Source organism: Oceanicola sp. 502str15 (genome assembly GCF_024105635.1).
Classification (GTDB): domain Bacteria; phylum Pseudomonadota; class Alphaproteobacteria; order Rhodobacterales; family Rhodobacteraceae; genus Vannielia.
In genome coordinates this window covers 1,201,939-1,217,367 of record NZ_WYDQ01000001.1, presented here as the reverse complement: position 1 = coordinate 1,217,367, position 15,429 = coordinate 1,201,939, and the positions used below count along the sequence as shown (strand labels likewise).

Genomic DNA, 15,429 nt, shown 5'->3' with positions numbered 1-15,429 from the left:
TTACATTTCCGACTTAAGGGCCGGCAGGCCGTCACGCGGTAAAGGCCACCGTCTCGGCCCCGGCGAGGCGGGCCATGTCCTGCGGGGCGATCGAGAAGATATGGCGCGGGGTGCCCGCGGCGGCCCAGACCTCGGCGAAGTCCAGCAGGCGCGGGTCGAGGAAGGCGCGGGGCGGGGTGAGGTGGCCGATGGGGGCGACGCCGCCGATGGCAAAGCCGGTCACGGCGCGGACCTGCCCGGCATCGGCGCGGGCGAGCGGCTCCCCGGCGGCGGCGCTTGCCTTGGCCGGGTCGACCTGGTTGCCGCCTGCGGTCAGGAACAGCAGCAGCGCGCCGCTCTCTTCGCCTGCAAAGAGGATCGACTTGGTGATCTGGTCGATCTCGCAGCCCGCCGCCGCGGCGGCCTCGGCGGCGGTGCGGGTGCTTTCGGGCATTTCACAGATCGTGTCGGGCAGCGCCGCGGCGAGCAGGGCGGCGCGGACGCGCTTGAGGGATTTCGACATGACAGGGCCTTGGAATTGCTGGGGTGCGCCCACTCTAGGAGCCTAGGCCGGGATCAGCCAGATCAGATAGGCCGCGTAGGGCGCCAGCAGCAGCCCGCCCTCGGTGCGGGTGATCCGCCAGCCGGTGGTGGCGAGCACCAACATCAACGTGGTGGCCGCCAGCATCGCCAGCGCATCGGGCACCATCGCCGAGGCATCGAGCGGGGCGGGGCTGAGCAGGGCGGTGGCGCCCAGAATGCCGAGGATGTTGTAGATGTTGGAGCCGAGCACGTTGCCCAGCGCCAGCTCGGGCTGGCCCTTGCGGGCGGCCATGATCGAGGTGACCAGCTCGGGCAGCGAGGTGCCCACGGCCACGATGGTCAGCCCGATCACCGCCTCGGAGACGCCGAGGGTTGTGGCGAGTTCCACCGCGCCCGAGACAAGGAAGCGCGCGCCAAGGAGGGTGAGCGCAATGCCGCCTGCGGTGAGGGCCAGTGCCGCGAGCGGGGGCAGGGCCTGAGGCAGCGGCTCGGGAGCCTCGGCGGATTCGGTCTTCCATGCGAGCAGCAGGTAGGCGGCGAGGCCCGCGAGCAGAAGCACGCCCGAGAGCGGCGTGAAGCTGCCGGTCAGGGCCAGCCCGGTGCAGGCGAGGGTGGCCAGCATCACCGCGATCCCGTCGCGATAGAGCGCGGCGCGGCGCACCGCCATGGGGGCCATCAGCGCGGCGGCGCCGAGGATAAGCAGGGCATTGGCGATGTTCGAGCCGATGACATTGCCCAGCGCGATATCGGGCGCGCCGGAGAAGGTGGCCTGCAAGGAGGTGAAGAGTTCGGGCGTGGAGGTACCGAAACCGACCACGGTCAGCCCGATGAAAAGCGGCGACAGGCCGAGCCGGAGCGAGAGCGCGACAGCGCCGCGCAGCAGAAGCTCGCCGCCGAGGATCAGCAGGGCAAGGCCGGCGGCCAGGGAAAGCAGAAGCATGGGAGGCAGACCTCAAAGGGTGGTTTGCCGCATATCGGGACCGCAGGGGGCGGCAACAAGGGGGCGGGGGCGGAATATCTGCCCCCGTTGACCGGGCCGCGCGGGCGGGTGATGAAGGCGGCATGGAGTTTGAATCCCGCATCACCCGCCTGCCCATCGCCGTTGACGAAACCGCCGGCCAGAGGGCGCTTGAGGCCGCAGGCTGGGCCGGGGGCGACATGGCCCGCCTGCTGGCCGGGGCGGCGGGGTCGTCGCCCTATCTCGCCGGGCTCATCGCCCGCGAGAGCGCCTGGCTGGAAGAGGCGATCGCCAGCCCGCTCGACGGGGTGGTGCCCGGGCTGCTGGCGGAGGCCGCCGCTGCCGAGGGCGACCCCTCGGTAGCATTGCGCGTCACCAAGCGGCGCACGGCGCTGTTCACCGCGCTGGCCGACCTCGCCGGGGTCTGGCCGCTGGAACAGGTGACGGGCGCGCTCACGGGGCTGGCCGATACGGCGGTGCAGCTTGCCTGGCGCCATGCGTTGCAAGTCGAGGCTGCGCGGCGCAAGTCGGTGCTGGAGCCGGAGGACGTGGACGATGACCTCTGCGGCATCTTCGTGCTGGCAATGGGCAAGATGGGCGCGGGCGAGTTGAACTACTCCTCCGACATCGACCTCATCGCGCTCTACGATCAGGACCGCTGGCCCGAGCGCGATCCCCATGAGCTGCGCAGCAGCCTCGTGCGGGCCACCCGCGCGGCGGCGCAGATCGTGGGCGAGAACACCGCCGAGGGTTACGTGTTTCGCACCGACCTACGGCTGCGGCCCGACCCTTCGGTCACGCCGGTCTGCCTGTCGATGGAAGCCGCCGAACGCTATTACGAAAGTCTCGGGCGGACATGGGAGCGGGCGGCCCACATCAAGGCACGGGTCTGTGCCGGGGATGCGGCGGCGGGCGCGGGCTATCTGGAGCGGCTGCGGCCCTTCATCTGGCGCAAGCATCTCGACTTTGCCGCCATTCAGGACGCCCACGACATGCGGCTGGCGATCCGCGAGCACAAGGGGCTCTATGGCGACGCGCTGGAGGGGCGCGACCTGAAGCTGGGGCGCGGGGGCATTCGCGAGATCGAGTTCTTCACCCAGACCCGACAGATCATCGCCGGCGGGCGTGACCCCGAGCTGCGGGTGCGCGGCACGGTCGAGGGACTGGCCCGGCTGGCGGAGAAAGGCTGGGTGGGCTCGGAGGAGGCGGTGCAGCTGGCGCAGGACTACCGGGCGCACCGCGAGCTGGAGCACCGCATCCAGATGGTCAACGACCAGCAGACCCATGCGCTGCCCAAGGACGCCGCCGGGATCGAGCGGGTGGCGCGGCTGGCGGGCGAGGGCGACACGGCGGCGTTTCGCGCGGGGCTGACGGCGCGACTCGAGCGGGTGGCGAAGCTGGCCGAGGGCTTCTTTGCGCCCGGCAGCAAGCGCAGCCCGCAGGACGGGCCGGAGTGGAGCGAGAGCGCCCGCGAGGTCATCGGCCGCTGGAAGGGCTACCCGGCGCTGCGCTCGCAGCGTGCGGTCGAGCTCTTCACCCGTATCCGCCCCGAGCTGATGGCCCAGCTCGGCCGGGCACCGCGCCCGGAAGAGGCCCTGCTGGCCTTCGACGGTTTCCTGCGCGGACTTCCGGCGGGGGTGCAGATCTTTTCGCTCTTCGCCTCCAATCCGCAGCTCCTCGGGCTGATCGTCGACATCTGCGCCAGCGCCCCGGAACTGGCGGAATACCTCAGTCGGAACGCGGGCGTGCTGGATGCGGTGATCGGCGGCGATTTCTTTGCCGACTGGCCGGGCGTCGAGGTGCTGGCCGAGGCGCTGCGAGAGGAGATGGCGCGGGCGGGGGATTACGAGGGCAAGCTCGACACCGCCCGCCGCTGGGCCAAGGAATGGCACTTCAGGATCGGCGTGCACTTGCTGCGTGGCCATGCCGATGCGCTGGTGGCGGGCGAGCAATATGCACTGCTGGCGGAGGCGGTGCTGCGTGCGGTCTTCCCGGTGGTGGAGGCCGAACATGCCGCGCGCCACGGCGCGGCGCCGGGGCGCGGGGCGGTGGTGCTGGGCATGGGCTCGCTCGGGGCGGGTTGGCTCAATGCGCGCTCCGACCTCGACCTGATCGTGATCTACGATTCCGCCGGCGTGGAGGCGAGCGAGGGCAAGCGTCCGCTGACGGCCGGGGCGTGGTATGCGCGGCTGACCAAGGCGCTGGTGACGGCGCTGACCGCGCTGATGGCCGAGGGGCGTCTCTATGAGGTCGACATGCGGCTGCGGCCCTCGGGCAATGCCGGGCCGGTTGCCACCTCGATCGGGGCCTTCGCCGCCTATCAGCGCGAGGAGGCCTGGACATGGGAGCACCTCGCGCTGACGCGGGCGCGGGTGATCTGCGGCGCAAAGGCGCTGGCCGAGGAGGTGGAGGCGGTGCGCTGCGAGGTGCTGGCCGCCCGGCGCGACCGCGCCAGGTTGCTGGGCGACGTGGCCGAGATGCGGGCGCGGATCTTCGAGGCCAAGGGCACCGGCGGCGGGCTGGAAGCCAAGATCGGCCCGGGGCGGATGCAGGATATCGAGCTGGTGGCCCAGGCCGCCGCGCTGCTGGCGGGCGCGCCCGACCGCAGGCTCGACCCGCAGCTTGCCGCCGCCGGTGACTGGTTGGGGGCCGCGGCGGCCGAACGGCTTGCCGAGACCTATGCGCTGATGCGAAAGGTGCAGGGCTGCGCCCGGCTCCTGACCGAGGGTCCGCTGGAGGCGGAGGCTCTGGGAGAGGGTGCCGAGGCGCTGCTGGCACGCGAGACCGGCGAACCCGACGGACCGGCCCTGGTGGCCCGGATGGAAGAGGCCGCCGCCGAGGCGGCGGAGTTGATAGAAACCGCGCTAGGCAGCGCAGAAGGGGACGGCTGATGGCACAGCTCGATGAAACGGCGCGATTCGACCACAAGGGACTGATCCGAGAGGCCTACCGGATGGAAGGCGTGGGCGATCCCGAGGCGCGGTCGATCTTTCTGGACTGGGCTCTGAGCCTGCCCGAGCAGACCGAGCAGGCCATGGCGCTGGAGGCGCTCTGGGCGCACTACGGGCGCGAGGCGCCGGAGCATCCGATGAGCCAGGTGCTGAAGGCGGCGATGGAGCAGGAAGCCGCGCCGCGCCGGCGCGGCGGCTGGCGCGGCCGGCGCTCCTGAGGGCTTTTCGGAGGGCGGGACAAGTCCCGCCCTACGCGGCTGCCAGGGCATGCGCGCCGTCTTGAGCGCGGCGCGTGGTTGCACCTGCGGGGCAGAGTATTTGCAGCAAGAAAATGCAGCCTGTCGCGCTTTTTCGGCGCGGGTCAGCCCTTGAGTTGAGCGGCCTCGCGGGCGAGGCTTTCGATCCCGTCCCAATCGCCCGAGAGCACCTTGTCCTTGGGGGCGACCCAGGAGCCGCCGACGCACATGACGTTGGACAGGCCCAGGTAGTCATGAGCGTTCTTCAGGCTGACGCCGCCGGTCGGGCAGAAGCTGATCTGCGGGATCGGGGCGCCGATGGCCTTGAGCGCGGGCGCGCCGCCGGAGGCTTCGGCGGGGAAGAACTTCATCGCCGTATAGCCGCGCTCGAGCAGGCGCATCGCCTCGGAGGCGGTGGCGGCGCCGGGCAGGAGGGGCAGGCCCTCGTCTTCGCAGGCTTTCAGGATGGTGTCGGTCGCGCCGGGAGAGACGCCGAACTTGGCACCGGCGGCGACAGCGGCCTTTACGTCTGCCGGGGTGAGCAGGGTGCCTGCACCGACCACGCCACCTTCGACCTGCGCCATTTCGCGGATCACGTCGAGCGCGGCGGGGGTGCGCAGGGTCACTTCCAGCGCGGGCAGCCCGCCCGCCACCAGCGCGCGGGCCAGCGGCGCGGCATGGGCCGCGTCATCGACCACCAGCACCGGGACGACCGGGGCGAGGGCGCAGATTTCTTTTGTCTTCTGGGAGGCTTCTGCCGGGGTCATGCTCTTGATCCTTTGTGTTCAGACAACCACCGCCGCGCCCTCGTCCGAGGTGCCGACCGTCTGGCGGAAGGCCTCGAAGAGTTCGCGGCCGATGCCGAATTTGTTTGCCGTGAGGTCGGGGCTGGCGGGGGTGCGGGCTTCCCAGCCTTCGACGAGAATGTCGAGCGTGCCGGCGGAGGCATCGACGCGCACGAGGTCACCGTCATGCACCCGCGCGATCGGCCCGCCCATGGCGGCCTCGGGGGTGACATGGATGGCGGCGGGCACCTTGCCGGAGGCGCCGGACATCCGGCCATCGGTGACCAGCGCCACCTTCAGCCCGCGGTCCTGCAGCACCGCGAGGGGCGGGGTGAGCGAATGCAGCTCGGGCATGCCGTTGGCCTTGGGCCCCTGAAAGCGGACGACAACCACCGTGTCCTCGGTGAACTCCCCGGCCTGAAACGCCTTTTTCACATCGTGCTGGTCGTGGAACACGCGGGCCTTGGCCTCGATCACATGGCGCTCGGGGGCGACGGCGGAGACCTTCATCACGCCCCGGCCCAGCGAGCCTTTCAGCTCCTTCAGCCCGCCGGTCTTCTGGAAGGGGTCGGTGGCGGGACGCAGGATGCGGTCATTCTGGCTCTCTTCGGCGGCCGGCTGCCAGTGCAGCTTGCCATCCACCAGCTTGGGTTCCTCGGTGTAGCTGCCAAGGCCCTCGCCGGACACGGTGAGCGTGTCGTCATGGAGCAGCCCCTCGGAGAGAAGCTGGCGGATGAGGTATTGCAGGCCTCCGGCAGCGTGGAAGTGGTTCACGTCAGCCAGACCGTTGGGGTAGACCTTGGCCATCAGCGGCACGGTCTCGGAGATGTCGGAGAAATCCTGAAGGTCGAGGATCACCCCGGCAGCGCGGGCCATGGCGGGCAGGTGCAGCACGAGATTGGTGGAGCCACCGGTGGCCATCAGCCCGACGATGCCGTTGACGAAGGCCTTTTCGTCGAGCACCAGCCCGGCGGGGCGGTAATCATTCCCGGCCGCCGTGATCTCCAGCGCGCGCTCGGTGCCCGCGACGGTGAGCGCATCGCGGAGCGGAGTGTTCGGGTTGACGAAGCTGGCGCCGGGCAGGTGGAGGCCCATGAACTCCATCAGCATCTGGTTGGTGTTGGCGGTGCCGTAGAAGGTGCAGGTGCCCGGCCCGTGGTAGGAGGCCATCTCGGCCTTCATCAGCTCCTCGCGGCCCACTTCGCCGGTGGCGAACTTCTGGCGGACCTTGGCCTTTTCGTCGTTCGGCAGGCCCGAGGTCATCGGGCCGGCGGGCAGGAACACCGCCGGGATGTGGCCGAAGGTGGCGGCGGCGATGATAAGGCCGGGCACGATCTTGTCGCAGACGCCGAGGTAGATCGAGCTGTCAAAGCAGTTGTGCGAGAGCGAGACACCCGCGGCCAGCGCGATCACGTCGCGCGAAAACAGCGACAGCTCCATGCCGGGCTGGCCCTGGGTGACGCCATCGCACATGGCGGGCACGCCGCCTGCCACCTGCGCGGTGGCGCCCTTGGCGCGGGCCGCCTCGCGGATGAGGTCGGGGAAGCGCTCGAAGGGCTGATGGGCCGAGAGCATGTCGTTATAGGCGGTGACGATGCCGATGTTGGGGGCGGTGCCGCCTGCCAGCGCGGCCTGATCCTCGCCCATCGGCGCATAGGCATGGGCCTGGTTGGAGCAGCTCAGATGCGCGCGCACCGGCCCGGCCTCTGCCGCCCGGCCGATCCGCTCGAGATAGGCGCCCCGGGCGGAGGCGGAGCGGTCGATGATGCGTTGGGTGACGGCGGCGATGGTGGGGTTGAGCGGCAAGGGCTTGGCCTTTCGGGTGGCGTGCTTGGGATAAACCGATTCTGGCTGGCGTCAGGATAGCCTGTTAGCGCTAACGGGGCAAACAGGGGATTGAATGACCGGATTTGTCACGCAATTCCCTTTGACCATGAAGGGCTGAAGCCGGATATTTCAAGCCATGCGATACGTCATGCACATGATCTGGTTCCTGCTCTGGGCCGCTGCGGCGCCCGCGCAGGACATGCCGCCGGCCCTTCAGGAGATGCACCAGAGGGCCGATCGGCTCGCGCTGGAGAACCGGCTGGCGGAGGCCGAGGAGGTGCTGCGCGCGCTTCTGGCGGAGCTGCGCAAGGACAACCCCGAGAACGCGCCCCAGCTGCTGACGGTCGAGGGGCAGATCGCCTCGATGCGCGGGCGGCAGGGCGACAGGGCGACCGAACTGGAGATGCGGCGCGACATCTGGGAGCGCTTCCGCAAGGTCTCGACCGTCTACCACCCCTCCCATGCCATCGCGCAGATGGATCTGGCGGTGGCGCTGGCGGCGACCGGCCAGCGCCGCGAGGCGCTGCCGCTGGCGATCGAGGCGGTGTCGGTGGCCGAGGCGCTGCACGGGCCCGACGGGTTTGTCGCCAATATCTGGCGCGGCAAGCTGGCCGAGATGTTGCGGGCCGAGAACTACCGGCAGGAGGCGCTCGACCTGTTCCAAGCGTCGCTGGCGGGGCTCGAGCGCAACATCGCCGAGGTGAACGACCCGAATTCGGGCGGGCTCTACACCGCCTCGATCACCATGGGCACGAACATCGCCGAGCTGCTGAAGGAGCGGGGCGAGGACGCGGCGGCGCTGGCCCAGTTGCAGGCCATCATGCCGCGGGTCGAGACCTATTACGGCAAGGGCGATGCCGAGACCATCGCCTACAAGCTCAAGCTGGCCGATTACCTCGTGGACCTCGACCAATACGACGAGATGGACCGGGTGATCCGCGAGGTGCTGCCCCAGATCGACGCGATCTACGAGGGCGACAACCCCTTCACGGCGCGGGCGTTGAGCGTGCATGCGCTCTACTTCCTGCGGGGCGGCCCCGAGGTGGCGAGTTTTGCCCAGGGGCTCGAGATGCTTCAGGCGGCGGCCGACATGTTCGATGCCTCCTTTCCCAAGGGCCCGCAGCCGGGTGCGGTGCATGAAAGCTGGGGCAAGGCGGTGCTCAACCTTTCGGCGGTGCTGTCGGATACCGGCGACTGGGACGGCTCGGTACGCGCGGCGCTGAAGGCCGAACAGCTGGGGCAGGCAAGCCGCAACACCCTGCTGCAGGCGCTCGACCGGGCCGGGATCGAGGAGGCCTGGAGCTGGAGCGACGTGATCGAAGAGAGCTACCGGATCGCCCAGAACAGCACCCAGACGGATGCCGGCCACGCGCTCTACCAGATGGTCACCCGGCTGACCCTGGGCGACAGCCCGGCTGCCGCCCTTCACCGTGCCATCACCGATGCAAACGCCACCGAGTCCGAGCTGCAGAGCGAATATGCCGCGCTCATGCTCACCCCGGTCGCCGAGCGCGACCCGACCCACGAGGCGCGCCTCAAGGCCGATCTGGCGGCCACCTCGCGCGAGCAGAAGCGGCTGACCGACGAGCTCTACGCCACTGCGCCCGACTTCTCCGCCATGGTCTCTGGCGGCAAGATCACCATTGCCGAAACCCAGGCCCTGCTCGGCCCCGACGAGGCGGTCGTGGTGCTCGATGTCGGGCCGGCGCCCGACGACTGGGACTTCATCTTCATCATCACCGCCGATCAGCGCTTCTGGATCCCCATGCCGATCGACCCGACCCAGCTCGACGAGGCGATTGCAGATCTGCGCGCCTCGGTCGACCTCAAGCTCGGGGTGCGGGCGGCGACTTCGCTGAAGGCGCAGGAAAGCGGCAGCACAAGCGGCTTTGCCCTCGGCGCGGCCCATTGGCTCTATACCCAGACCTTCGAGGTGGCCGAACCCTACCTCGAGGGCAAGACCCACCTCTATGTCGAGCTGCGCGGCGGCATGGCGGCGATCCCGCCGCACCTGCTGGTGCGCCGCCCGGCCACCTCGCTGGAAGAGGCCGACTGGCTGATCCGCCACCATGCGATCACCGTGATCCCCTCGGTCTTCGCGATGAAGGCCATGGAGCTGACCCGCGACAAGCCCCACGCCCCCCAGCCGATCCTTGGCATCGCCAACCCCGATTTCGACCCCTCCGGCACCGCGCCGGTGCAGGTCTCCTCCAACCGCGGCGGCGCGCTGTCGCCGCTGCCGGAAACCTTCGGCGAGGTGCGCGACGTGGCGGCTTCCATGGGGGCAGGCGCGGAGGCGGTGATCCAGCAGGCGGCGGCCAGCGAGGCGGCAATCAAGAGCGCGGACCTGTCGCAGTATCAGGTGCTCTACTTCGCCACCCACGGGCTGGTTTCGGGCGACGAGGTGAAGGACCTCGTGGTCGAGGAACCCGCCCTTGCGCTGACGCCCGGCGATGGCGAGGACGGGCTGCTGACCGCCTCCGAGATCGCCCTGCTGCGGATGAACCCCGATTGGGTCGTGCTCTCGGCCTGCAACACCGCCGTGGGCCAGACCCCGGACGCCGAGGCGCTCTCAGGGCTTGCCCAGAGCTTCCTCTATGCCGGGGCGCGGGCGCTGCTGGTGAGCCACTGGCCGGTGGAGAGCCAGAGCGCCGTGTCGTTGATGACCGACATCTTCGCCCGCCGCGCCGCCAACCCCGATCTGCCCGCCGCCGAGGCCCAGCGTCAGGCGATGCTGGCCATGATCGACGGGCCGCGGACCGAGTGGCATCACCCGGCCTACTGGGCCCCCTTCATCCTCGTGGGCGACCCCGACAGATGAGGGCGGCGGCTGTCCTTCTGACGGCGGCCCTTCTGGCACTTGTCTCGCTGGTCCCGCCCGCCGGGGCGCAACCCGTCGAAAGCCCGGCGGCATGGGATGCACTCTGGGGCAACATGATCGCCGCCGAGGCCCGCGGCGACTTCCCCGCCGCCCTCGCGATGGCCGACCGGCTGCTGCCGGCGGCCGAGGCGGGCTGGGGCGCAGGCTCGGAGCAGGCGCTGGAGGCGCGGGCGATGCGGGCAAGGCTCCTCAGCGGGGTGGGCGACTACGGCGCGGCCCGGCAGGAGGGGCAGCGCGCCTACGAGGGGTTTCTGGCCGTGCTCGGCCCCGGGCACCGGCGCACCCAGACCGAGGCCATGACCTTCGCCGTGCGCCTCTCGGAAGTGGGCGAGCCGGAGCGCGCGGTGCCGCTGGCGCTGGAGGCCATTGCCATGGCCGAGGCCCATCTGCCCGCCGATGACCCCCAGCTCAATCTCTGGCGCTACAACCTTGGCGGCTTCCTTCAGGACCTCGGGCGGCTGGCGGAGGCCGACGCGATCTATGGCCGCGCGGCAGAGGCGCTGGCCCGCGCGCCCGGCTCCGCACAGGCCGCGCTCTACCGGGCGACGGTGATGGCGCAATGGGCGCGGCTCGGTGACGAGATGGGGCAGGGGGAGGCGGCCGCGGCGCGGGGCCGCGAGGCGATCGCCCTCGCGCAGGACCGCCTCGGCCCGATCCACCCCGAAACCCTGCGCACGATGCGCGACCAGGCGCTGCGCCTCTACCACGCAGGCGGCATCCTCGAAGCGCACGATCTCATCGAGGTCGCGCTGGCGCGCACCATCGAAACCTACGGCACCCGCAACCTGACCTACGCCCAGACCCTCCACCTGCGCGCCCTCCTGCGCAGCCGCTCGCCTACAGGCAGCGCGCTCTTTGCGAGCGCCATCGACGACCAGCGCGCCGTGGTGGCCCTGCTGCGCGAGATCCTGCCCCCCAACCACCCCGAACTCGGCCGGGCGCTGCTCGATCTCGCCCCGATGCTGCGCGACGCCGGGGCACCGCTGGAGGCGCTCGAAACCGCGCTCGCCGCCGAACAGGCCCGCGCCCCGAGCCGCAAGCTGCTGATCGGAATGCTCGACAATGCGCTCACCCACGGCGTCATCTCCGGCGAGCGGGCCACGCGCGAGATGTTCCGGGTGGCGCAGGGCTTCCTCGCCAGCCGGGCGGGCATCGCCTTCGAGCAGAGTGCCTATCGCAAGGCGCTCGGAGAGGGGGGCGGGGAGTATCGGGCCCTGACCGACCGGCAACGCCGGGAGGGGCAGCTTCACGCCGCGCTGGCCGAGATCGCGGGCCGCCCGCTCGCCCAGCGTGACCCCGTTCAGGAGGCTGCGCTGCGCGGGGCGATCAGCGAGAACACCGCCGAGATCGCCCGGCTCGAACAGGCCCTATCCGGGCAGCTACCGGCCATGTCCGACCTGCTGGGCTCGGCCGTGCTGGAGATCGAGGAGGTGCAGGCGCTGCTGGGGCCGCGAGAGGCGCTGGTGGTGATGGATTACTCGCCCCGCCCGGGCGATCCGCATGTGATCCACGCCATTACCCGCGAGCAGGCAATCTATGTGCCGATCCATGTCGAGGCCGAGGCGCTGGCCGCCGCGGTGGCCGACCTGCGCGGCTCCATCGACCTGCGCCTCGGGGTCCGCGCGGCCACGGCGCTGAAGGCCCCGGAGGGTGCAGGCGCCGGCCCCAAACCCTTCCACCTTCCGGCCTCCGCATGGCTCTACCGGATGAGCTTTGCCGCCATCGAACCGGCGCTGGCCGACAAGAGCCACCTCTTCGTGCTCCAGCGCGGGGCCATGGCCAGCCTGCCGCCGCATCTGCTTTCGCGCAACGCGCCCGAAAGGCTGGAAGAGGCTGACTGGTTGGTGCGCCATGTCTCCATCACGGTGATTCCCTCGGTGGCCGCCCTGCGCGGCGGGCGGACCGGCACGGGCGGGGCAGGGGGTGAGGCCCCCATCCTCGGCTTCTCCAACCCCGATTTCGCCGGGGCCCTGCTGGCGCTGCCCGAAACCACCGGCGAACTCCACTCCGTGGCCCGCGCCCTCGGCGGCGGGGCCGAGGGCCTGCGCGACGGCGCCGGCGCCAGCGAGGCAGCAGCCAAATCCGCCGACCTCGCCCTCTACAAGACCCTCTACTTCGCCACCCACGGCCTCGTCGCAGGCGATGTGGTGGGCGGTCAGCGGCTGGACGAGCCCGCGCTCGCGCTCACCGGCGGCGGCGGCGAGGACGGCCTGCTGAAGGCCTCCGAGATCGCCGCGCTCACGCTGGATGCCGACCTCGTCGTGCTCTCGGCCTGCAACACCGCGCAGGGCGACGGCGCGGGGGGCGAGGCGCTTTCAGGGTTGGCGCAGGCCTTCACCTACGCCGGGGCGCGGGGGCTGCTGGTCAGCCACTGGCCGGTCGAGAGCCAGAGCGCCGTGGCCCTGATGACCGATATCTTCGCCCGCCGCGCCGCAAACCCCGCGATGCCCGCCGCCGAGGCCCAGCGCCAGTCCATGCTGGCCATGATCGACGGGCCCAACCCGGACTGGCACCACCCCGCCTTCTGGGCCCCCTTCATCCTTGTGGGAGACCCCGACAGATGACCTGCCTGCGCCCCATCCTCCTTGCCCTCTGCCTCGCCCTGGCCGCGCCAGCGCAGGCCCAAGAGGGCGGGAAGACCACGGCCCAGATCGCGGCCGATGCCGACGAAGACGCGATCTTCGAGCTCTACTCCCAAGGCCGGTTCGAAGAGGCGCTCCCCGCCGCCGAGGCGCTCCAGACCGCGCTCGAGGCGGCCTATGGTCTCCATTCCGAGCGCGCGCTGCTCAACCATGCGCTGCTCGCCAATATCCTCGAGCGCATCGGGCGCCGCGACGAGGGGCTCGAGATCAGCCGCCGCGTGCTCGACCTCTGGGTCACCCACCACGGGCGCGACCATCCGCAGGCCCAGCGCGCACGGATGAACCTCGCCATGGCGCTCTCCAACGCCCACCGCGCGGGCGAGGCAATGCCCTATGCGCTTGAAGCCTTCGAGTTCGCCCGCGGCCATTGGGGCCCGGAACATGTGACCACGCTGTTCTTCCGCTCCAACGTCGCCGGGCTGATGGAGCGCACCGGCGAGTTCGAGGCGGCGCTGGCCGAGTTCAGGGCGGTGGCCGAGGCGCTGGAGGGGGCCAGCGGGCTGCGGGCCGAGCGGCACCGGGCCAACGCCTACGGCCACGCGGCGCGGATGGCCGAGCAACTGGGGCGCGACGACGAGGCGCTCCAGCTCTTTGCCGAGGCCGTCGTCGCCACCCGTGCCGCCTTCGGAAACAGCCATCCGGCGCTGCAAGCGGTGCTCTACAAGGCCGGACGGCTGGCCGCCCAGCAGGGCCATTTCGACGTGGCCTCGCAGGTGCTGCTGGAAAGCGCGCAACTGGCCGAGGCGCTCTATGGCATGAAGAGTCGCCAGACCAACGAGGTCAACGCCATGATCGCCCTGCTGCTCACCCGCGAGGGGCCGGATGCGCAGTATTACGACATCGGCATCGGGCTGATGGATACGGTGCTCGCCAACATGGAGGAAACCCTCGGCCGCACCCATCCCGCGCTCTCCGAACCGCTGGCCTGGGCCGCCACCCTGGCGATGGAGCAGAACCGATGGGAGCGGGCGCTGGAGCTGGCCCGATGGTCCGCCGAGATCGGCACCTCCATGTCCGGCCCATGGTTCGACGCGCTGGCCGGCGCCGAGGCCGCCGGAAAGATGACCGCGGTCAGCGCCGCCGAAGAGGCCTTCGAGGCGGTGCAGTCGAGCTACATCTCGGTGGCCTCCGCCAGCACCAGCATGCTGGCCCAACGGCTCGACTTCGCCCGCGAGGGCGTAGGCGATGCGGCGCGCGGCTACACCGACAGCCTGCGGCGGCGCAACGAGCTACAGGCCGCGCTGCTGGCCAACTCCGCGCTGCCGGTCGAGGAGCGCGCCGCCGACAGCGCCGAGATCCTGCAAGACGAGCTGCGCCGCACCATCGCGCGGATGGAGGCCTTCCAGGCCGAGCTGGCCGGGCGCGACCCCTGGCTGAACGGGCTGGCCGAAGGCGCGGCGGCCACGGCAGCACAGGCCCGCGAAGGGCTGAAGCCGGGCGAGGCGGTGGTCATCCTCGATGTCTCGTCCAAGGCATGGGGCAGCAGCCGGATCGTGGTGGTGACCCCGGACACCGCCGCCTGGGCGCCAGTCCCGGCCACCCAGCCCGAGCTTGCGGCGCTGGTGGAGCGGGTGCGCAGCGGCATCGAGCTTCAGATCGGCGTGCGCGCCGCCACCTCGCTGAAAGCCGCCACCGGCGAGGCCCCGCCTGCCTTCGATACCGAGGCGGCGGCAGAGCTCTATGCGCTCACCTTCGGCCAGATCGCCCCGGCGCTGGAGGGCGTGCACCACATCTACGTCGAAATGCGCGGCCCGGTCTCCGCCCTGCCGCCGCAGCTCCTGCTACGCTCCGCCCCAACGGCCCCCAACCCCGACCTCGCCGGGGCCGACTGGCTGATCCGCCATCACGCCATCACCGTGATCCCCTCGGTGCTCTCGCTGCGTATCACCGCGCTCGGGGCCGAGCTGGGCCGCGCGCCCGAGCCCTTCCTCGGCGTGGCCAACCCCGACTATGGCGTTCCGGCCCCCGCCACCAATGCCCGCGCCGCGCAGCTTCGCGCCGGCCTCGCCCCGCTGCCGGAAACCGCCGGAGAGGTGCACGCAGTCGCCGGCGCGGTCCGGGCGGGCGCAGGGGCGGTGCTGGAACAGGCCGCCGCCAGCGAGGCCGCGCTGAAGGGCAGGGCGCTCGACCGCTTCCGCGTGCTCTATTTCGCCACCCACGGGCTTGTCGCGGGCGATGCGGTGGGTGGCGCGGTGCTCGCCGAACCCGCCCTCGCGCTGACCCCCGGCACCGGAGAAGACGGCTTTCTGACCGTCTCAGAGATTGCCCGGCTCAAGCTCAACGCCGATTGGGTCGTGCTCTCGGCCTGCAACACCGCCGTGGGGGGCAAACCGGGGGGCGAGGCGCTCTCGGGGCTGGCGCAGGGGTTCTTCTACGCCGGGGCGCGGGCGCTGCTGGTCAGCCACTGGCCGGTGGAGAGCCAGAGCGCGGTGGCGTTGATGACCGATATCTTCGCCCGCCGCGCCGCCGACCCCGAGCTTTCGGCCGCGAAGGCCCAGCAGCAGGCGGTGCTCGCCCTCATGCAGCAACCCAAATGGAGCCACCCCGCCTATTGGGCCCCCTTCATCCTCGTGGGCGATCCGGGCTGACTGCGGCTTTCCGGCCACAGCAGGCCATTGTCCCCCCAT

At 70.9% G+C, this 15,429-nt stretch carries 9 protein-coding genes; 5 read left to right on the top strand and 4 right to left on the bottom strand.

Going from position 1 to position 15,429, the window contains the following annotated elements:
• Nucleotides 1-31: 31 nt before the first annotated feature.
• Entirely contained in the window at nt 32-502 is a 471-nt protein-coding gene (locus GTH22_RS05785; protein ID WP_252943839.1) for a YbaK/EbsC family protein, read from the bottom strand.
• Between the two features lie 42 nt (nt 503-544).
• Complete coding sequence (locus GTH22_RS05780) at nt 545-1,462, bottom strand: calcium/sodium antiporter (protein ID WP_252943838.1); 918 nt, start codon at nt 1,460-1,462, stop codon at nt 545-547.
• 122 nt (nt 1,463-1,584) lie between these two features.
• On the opposite strand from GTH22_RS05780, the gene GTH22_RS05775 reads away from it, so the two are divergent.
• A complete protein-coding gene (locus GTH22_RS05775) occupies nt 1,585-4,371 on the top strand; it encodes a glutamine-synthetase adenylyltransferase (RefSeq protein WP_252943837.1) in 2,787 nt (928 codons plus the stop codon).
• Nucleotides 4,371-4,649 carry a hypothetical protein gene (locus GTH22_RS05770; RefSeq protein WP_252943836.1) on the top strand — a complete coding sequence of 93 codons (279 nt, stop codon included), beginning with the start codon at nt 4,371-4,373 and terminating at the stop codon, nt 4,647-4,649. The genes GTH22_RS05775 and GTH22_RS05770 overlap by 1 nt, the downstream gene beginning before the upstream one ends.
• A gap of 143 nt (nt 4,650-4,792) precedes the next feature.
• Here the strand turns inward: GTH22_RS05770 and eda are convergent, their stop codons facing one another.
• On the bottom strand, nt 4,793-5,434 hold the full coding sequence (eda, locus tag GTH22_RS05765) for a bifunctional 4-hydroxy-2-oxoglutarate aldolase/2-dehydro-3-deoxy-phosphogluconate aldolase (protein WP_252943835.1): 642 nt from the start codon (nt 5,432-5,434) through the stop codon (nt 4,793-4,795).
• Between the two features lie 18 nt (nt 5,435-5,452).
• Nucleotides 5,453-7,258 carry a phosphogluconate dehydratase gene (gene edd, locus GTH22_RS05760; protein WP_252943834.1) on the bottom strand — a complete coding sequence of 602 codons (1,806 nt, stop codon included), beginning with the start codon at nt 7,256-7,258 and terminating at the stop codon, nt 5,453-5,455.
• 157 nt (nt 7,259-7,415) lie between these two features.
• Between edd and GTH22_RS05755 the strand changes: the two genes are divergently transcribed.
• The 3 genes from GTH22_RS05755 to GTH22_RS05745 are packed head-to-tail and all read left to right on the top strand — an operon-like array spanning nt 7,416 to nt 15,390.
• Complete coding sequence (locus GTH22_RS05755) at nt 7,416-10,100, top strand: CHAT domain-containing tetratricopeptide repeat protein (RefSeq protein WP_252943832.1); 2,685 nt, start codon at nt 7,416-7,418, stop codon at nt 10,098-10,100.
• Nucleotides 10,097-12,724, top strand: coding sequence for a CHAT domain-containing protein (locus GTH22_RS05750; protein ID WP_252943831.1), 2,628 nt, complete (start codon nt 10,097-10,099; stop codon nt 12,722-12,724). Before GTH22_RS05755 ends, GTH22_RS05750 begins: the two co-directional genes overlap by 4 nt.
• Nucleotides 12,721-15,390 carry a CHAT domain-containing tetratricopeptide repeat protein gene (locus GTH22_RS05745; RefSeq protein WP_252943829.1) on the top strand — a complete coding sequence of 890 codons (2,670 nt, stop codon included), beginning with the start codon at nt 12,721-12,723 and terminating at the stop codon, nt 15,388-15,390. The genes GTH22_RS05750 and GTH22_RS05745 overlap by 4 nt, the downstream gene beginning before the upstream one ends.
• The last annotated feature ends 39 nt before the right edge of the window (nt 15,391-15,429 follow it).